This window comes from Achromobacter sp. 1014246743 (genome assembly GCF_059760725.1).
The window spans coordinates 1-255 of record NZ_JCBANA010000186.1; the positions used below are offsets into that span (position 1 = coordinate 1).

Here is a 255-nt window from a genome sequence, read left to right on the forward strand (position 1 = left end):
GTTTCACTGTCCTGTTCGGGATGGGAAGGAGTGGTACCACCTTGCTATGGTCGTCAGGCGTAACTGGTTGAGTGGTTGCTTTGAGGGCAACAACTCCAATCTTGGAAGAAGCGCAACGTGTGGGTGACCAGAGACTCGCTCGATGATCACGCACAGTGGGGTGTAATTGGTGTTGGCTGGCTGCTGACGGTGCAGCCAGATTTTGTATTGAACGACACTTGGAACGCTATATCACCAGGTCATAACCATCAGTGT

General features: G+C 51.8%; 1 rRNA gene. It reads right to left on the bottom strand.

Annotated elements, in window-relative coordinates:
- Positions 1 to 58, bottom strand: a 5S ribosomal RNA gene (gene rrf / locus AC6LJ2_RS30175); the annotation flags it as partial.
- Positions 59 to 255 lie beyond the last annotated feature (197 nt).